Annotated in this window: 4 protein-coding genes and 1 tRNA gene; all 5 read left to right on the top strand. The window is 45.6% G+C overall.

Annotated elements, in window-relative coordinates; all coding sequences use genetic code 11:
- Positions 1-20 precede the first annotated feature (20 nt).
- Positions 21-97, top strand: a tRNA-Arg gene (locus B7Y67_RS10185).
- Positions 98-186: 89 nt separating this feature from the next.
- Positions 187-1359: an ABC transporter permease gene (locus B7Y67_RS10180; protein WP_293598548.1), complete on the top strand. Its 1173-nt coding sequence runs from the start codon at positions 187-189 to the stop codon at positions 1357-1359.
- Positions 1359-2126, top strand: coding sequence for an ABC transporter ATP-binding protein (locus B7Y67_RS10175; RefSeq protein WP_293598547.1), 768 nt, complete (start codon positions 1359-1361; stop codon positions 2124-2126). The genes B7Y67_RS10180 and B7Y67_RS10175 overlap by 1 nt, the downstream gene beginning before the upstream one ends.
- A complete protein-coding gene (locus B7Y67_RS10170; RefSeq protein ID WP_293598546.1) occupies positions 2123-3037 on the top strand; it encodes an MlaD family protein in 915 nt (304 codons plus the stop codon). Before B7Y67_RS10175 ends, B7Y67_RS10170 begins: the two co-directional genes overlap by 4 nt.
- Positions 3034-3664 (top strand): ABC-type transport auxiliary lipoprotein family protein (locus B7Y67_RS10165; protein ID WP_293598545.1); only part of this gene is annotated, 631 nt, incomplete at its 3' end. The genes B7Y67_RS10170 and B7Y67_RS10165, both read left to right, overlap by 4 nt.

Here is a 3664-nt window from a genome sequence, read left to right as displayed (position 1 = left end):
ATGGCATAATTATGGCTGTTGCGGCTGTAGCTCAGCTGGATAGAGTACTTGGCTACGAACCAAGGGGTCGTGGGTTCAATTCCTGCCAGCCGCACCAACTCGTATGGGGCCTAGTTGAAAGACTGGGCCCTTTTTCTTTTTTAGGCATTTCAGAGTGGTTTTATCCAGATCCCTTATAGTTTGCCTATGAGCATTCCAGACGCTATTCCCTCAGATTCACTGGCTCCAGTTGCGGTTTGGTCACAAACCGATGCATTGCATGCTCAAGTGAGCTTGAGTGGTGTCGTTAATGTGTATTCATTGGCCGGCGTGTGGACAGCAGTGCGTGAAAAACAAACCCTGTGGTTGGGGCAAGGGGATGCTCAAAGCTGTTCCCTCGTTTTTGATGCTTCAAAGGTAAGTTCGCTAGATGGATCTGCTTTTGCCTTTTTAATTGACGTACAAGAGGCCCAACAAAAAGCAGGCGGACACTTTGATATCCAGGGCCTAGATCCGAAGTATCAACCGCTATTGAATGAATTCGATCCCATTCAGAATTTATTCCCTGTCCCCGCTGTTAAGCAAAAGAGAAATTTTGTAGTGAGCACCGGCATGGCCGCTCAAAATCTCATAGATGATGCTCGCGGACTGGTTACCTTCATCGGGCATCTATCAGCAGACTTGGCTTGGTCGATACGCCACATCAAGCAAGTTCGCTGGGGTGACTTTGTTAATGCAGCTGTAGAGGCTGGTATCGCTGCATTACCCATTGTTGGTCTGGTTGCATTTTTAATTGGCGTAATTTTGTCTTTTCAAGCCGCTATCGGCATGCAGCAATTTGGCGCTGTTTCGTTTGTGGGGCCGCTCGCTGCTTTGGGTATCGTGCGTGAGATGGGGCCTCTCATCACTGCAATCTTGCTTGCTGGCCGCTCATCAGCAGCTTTTGCTGCCGAGATCGGAACAATGACTGTCAATAGTGAAGTGGATGCTTTGGTCACCGGCGGCTTAAGCCCTATTCGATTCTTGGTAGTGCCGCGCGTATTAGCCGGAATTCTAGTGGCGCCAATATTGACCTTATTTGCCGATATCGTCAGTATTTTTTCCTCCATGCTGACAATGCAAATTTATGGCATCCCCTTTATTAATTTTTACAACGGCATGTTGGCCGCTGTTGACGTGGAAGATGTTCTATCAGGTCTTCTGAAGGCTACTTTATTTGGTGTGGTTGTTTCTGCAATGGGTTGTTTGCGTGGCATGCAAACAGGTACCGGTGCTGCCGCTGTGGGCATCTCTGCAACTCGGGCAGTGGTGAGTAGCATTGTCATGATCGTCTTGGTAGACGGTATCTTTGCCTACATCTCTTACAGGACGGGTTTCTGATGGATGCAATCGATAACGCAATCGATGTTCAAAACCTGACTGTAGGTTATGGCTCAAAGGTACTCTTACAGAACCTCAATTTTTCCGTCAAGAATGGCGAGATCTTTGTCATTTTGGGTGGCTCTGGATGCGGTAAGTCGAGCCTCTTAAAAAATTTATTTGGACTATATCAACCGCTTGCTGGAGATGTTTTGATTGAGGGTCAAAATATTACTGTGGCTCAAGGTGCCGAACGTCAAAAAATCATGACGAGTTTTGGAGTAATGTATCAGCAGGGCGCTCTATTTGGTTCTATGAATTTGCTTGATAACGTGACACTCTTTATGGAGGAGTACACGCAGCTCAGTAGAGATCAAATGAATCTATTGGCGCGGTGTAAGCTTGATCTGGTGGGTTTGCTTCCATACGAAACTTATATGCCTAGTGAGATTAGCGGCGGTATGCAAAAGCGTGCCGCGATTGCGCGTGCGATGGCTTTAGATCCAAAGATATTATTTTTGGATGAGCCATCAGCCGGCCTTGATCCGATTACATCAGCTGATTTAGATAGTACGATCTTGGACCTCTCCAAAAACTTGGGATTTACTTTCGTGATTGTTTCTCATGAGTTAGCCAGTATTTATTCGATCGCCGATAAGGTGGTTATGTTGGACAAGGACGCTAAAGGCATTATTGCTGAGGGTGATCCCAAGGTGCTGAGAGACAGCAGCAAAGATCCTCGAGTGCACCAATTCTTTAATCGCATCATGAGCAAGGACGCAGCATGAGTAATAACTCCAATCCCAATTATTTCCGCCTGGGCGTTTTTGTTCTGGCGGCAATCGGTGCATTGCTTGCCATTATCTTGATTTTTGGCTCAGGACAGTTCTTTAAAAAATCATTTATGGTGGAAACCTATGTCAAGCAATCGGTAACTGGTCTAGATGCTGGAGCAGCTGTGCGATTCAGGGGCGTAAAGATTGGGCAGGTCACATCTATCGGTTTATCGGGGGATTTGTATGAGAAGGAAACCCCGATGATTCAGAAGCAAGAGTATGTGGTTGTGAGAATGCAAATTTATGGCGATGCTATAGAAAAAAACCACCTAGAAACATTTGTTAAAGATAACTTGCGCGCACGCATTAGATCAATGGGTATTACTGGCGTGAATTATGTGGAACTGGATTTTTATCCCAAGCCTGATCGAAATTACACTCTCAAATACCCTTGGGTTCCCGAGTATCCAGTGGTCCCCTCTATGCCAAATCAGGCCGATGAAATTATTTCTGGCATTCAGAAGTTAATTGGCGCACTTAATGGCTTAGATGTGGATGGAACTCAAAAGAAATTTGATGCGCTCTTGGGTAACCTGAATAAGTTGATGGCTGGAGATGGAAAGCAGAATGCTGGCCTGATCAACTCAGTTCAAGATTTGAATGTACTGTTAGATCGGATTGCTAAGGTCACAGATAAGGACCAACTCAATATTCTGATGCGCGAATTGGTTGCAACGATGGTTTCCTTACGTCAAACCGTTACCAGCGTTCAGGGTGATACCACTGCAACTTTAGAGAACCTGCGTCAGGCGAGCGAACAGTTAAATGAATTCACTCGTGTTGCCAGCCAATCTCCATCTACTTTGATTTGGGGTGAACCACCTGCGCGTATTACGCCTCCAATCAATGGAGCTCAAAAATGACCCCAATTAATATTCCGATGATGAAGAGCTCACGCCTGACCCAATTTGCTGCTTGTCTATTCATCATGACTGCATTGAGCGCCTGCTCTTTGCCCAAAAGACCGGCTCTAGAGACCAGCAGTTGGATGGTGGCACCAGAGCGTACTGGTGCACCCTATAAGCCGCGTAGTGATTTATGGCTCAAGATGGGTTCAGTTTCGACAACACCTCCTTTTGATGGCAAGTCTTTAGTTTATCGATTAGGTGATCAGCGCTACGAAAAGGATTTTTATAATATCTATTCTGCGTTACCGAATGAGATGGTGAGCAATGCGACTCGTCAGTGGTTGAATAATGCTCAAATCTTTTCGATGACAGTAGGGCAGGGAAATAGCTTCTTTCCGTATTACATTCTTCAGACATCTATAGAGGAGTTTTATGGTGATTACCGGGTTCGCCCAGAGGCAGTCGTTACGGTAGAGTTTTTCCTTACTGCAACAGATCCTCAGAAGCGCAACCCAGTGATTGGTAAAAACCGTTACACCAAGAGAATTGCACTAAAAGACAATACTCCTCAAGAATTAGCTTTGGGTCAGCAAGAAGCCTTGGCACAAATTTTGAAAGAATATGAGGTAGTGCTTTATAAGT

It is taken from the genome of Polynucleobacter sp. 35-46-11, assembly GCF_002281105.1.
This window is presented reverse-complemented; position numbering and strand designations above follow the sequence as displayed.

What these genes read in the sequence shown, in the direction of transcription:
- B7Y67_RS10180 (WP_293598548.1), top strand. Translation starts at nt 187, where the DNA reads ATGAGCATTCCAGACGCTATTCCCTCAGATTCACTGGCTCCAGTTGCG.
- B7Y67_RS10175 (WP_293598547.1), top strand. Translation starts at nt 1,359, where the DNA reads ATGGATGCAATCGATAACGCAATCGATGTTCAAAACCTGACTGTAGGT.
- B7Y67_RS10170 (WP_293598546.1), top strand. Translation starts at nt 2,123, where the DNA reads ATGAGTAATAACTCCAATCCCAATTATTTCCGCCTGGGCGTTTTTGTT.